Consider the following 564-nt stretch of genomic DNA (forward strand, 5'->3'; position numbering starts at 1 on the left):
CGGCGGGGCCTTCCGCCTCGCGCCGGAGATCCTCAAGTGGCTGGACCGCAAGGGCGAGCGCAGCCATGAACTCGCCATGCAGGACAAGGCCTTGGAGTTCGAGAAGCTGCGCGGGGCAAGCCGCATGGCCGAGATCGGCGCCGGGGCCGATGCCGCCTGGAACGTGGGGGCCCTCGAGACCTTGCGCGAGGCGGTGGCGGCGCAGGGCCGAACCTCGGGCGTGAAGTGGGCCGATGCGCTGTCCAGCAGCGTCCGTCCGGTGATCACCTACTGGTTCATGGCGCTGTACTGCGCGGCCAAGACTGCCGCCTTCGTGGGTGCCATCGAGGCCGGGGCGGACTGGATCCCCGCCATCCAGGCGGCCTGGACCGAGGCCGACCAGGCCCTGTGGGCCGGGGTGCTGAACTTCTGGTTCCTCGGCCGCGTGTTCGACCGGGTGCGGCCGTGATCCCCGTGCCGCAAGCGGCCATCGAGTTGGCCAAGCGCTTTGAGGGCTTCCACCGCGTGCCCAAGCACGACCCTGGGCGCGCGCACCCGTACGTTTGCCCGGCCGGCTACTGGACT

General features: G+C 70.9%; 1 protein-coding gene and 1 pseudogene. Both read left to right on the forward strand.

The window, feature by feature from the left end; all coding sequences use genetic code 11:
* Window positions 1–448 (forward strand): hypothetical protein (locus CTA01S_RS16320; protein WP_157451419.1); only part of this gene is annotated, 448 nt, incomplete at its 5' end.
* Window positions 445–564: pseudogene (locus tag CTA01S_RS16945) on the forward strand (lysozyme); the annotation flags it as partial. The gene CTA01S_RS16320 and the pseudogene CTA01S_RS16945, both read left to right, overlap by 4 nt.

Source organism: Caldimonas taiwanensis NBRC 104434 (genome assembly GCF_001592165.1).
Classification (GTDB): domain Bacteria; phylum Pseudomonadota; class Gammaproteobacteria; order Burkholderiales; family Burkholderiaceae_C; genus Caldimonas; species Caldimonas manganoxidans.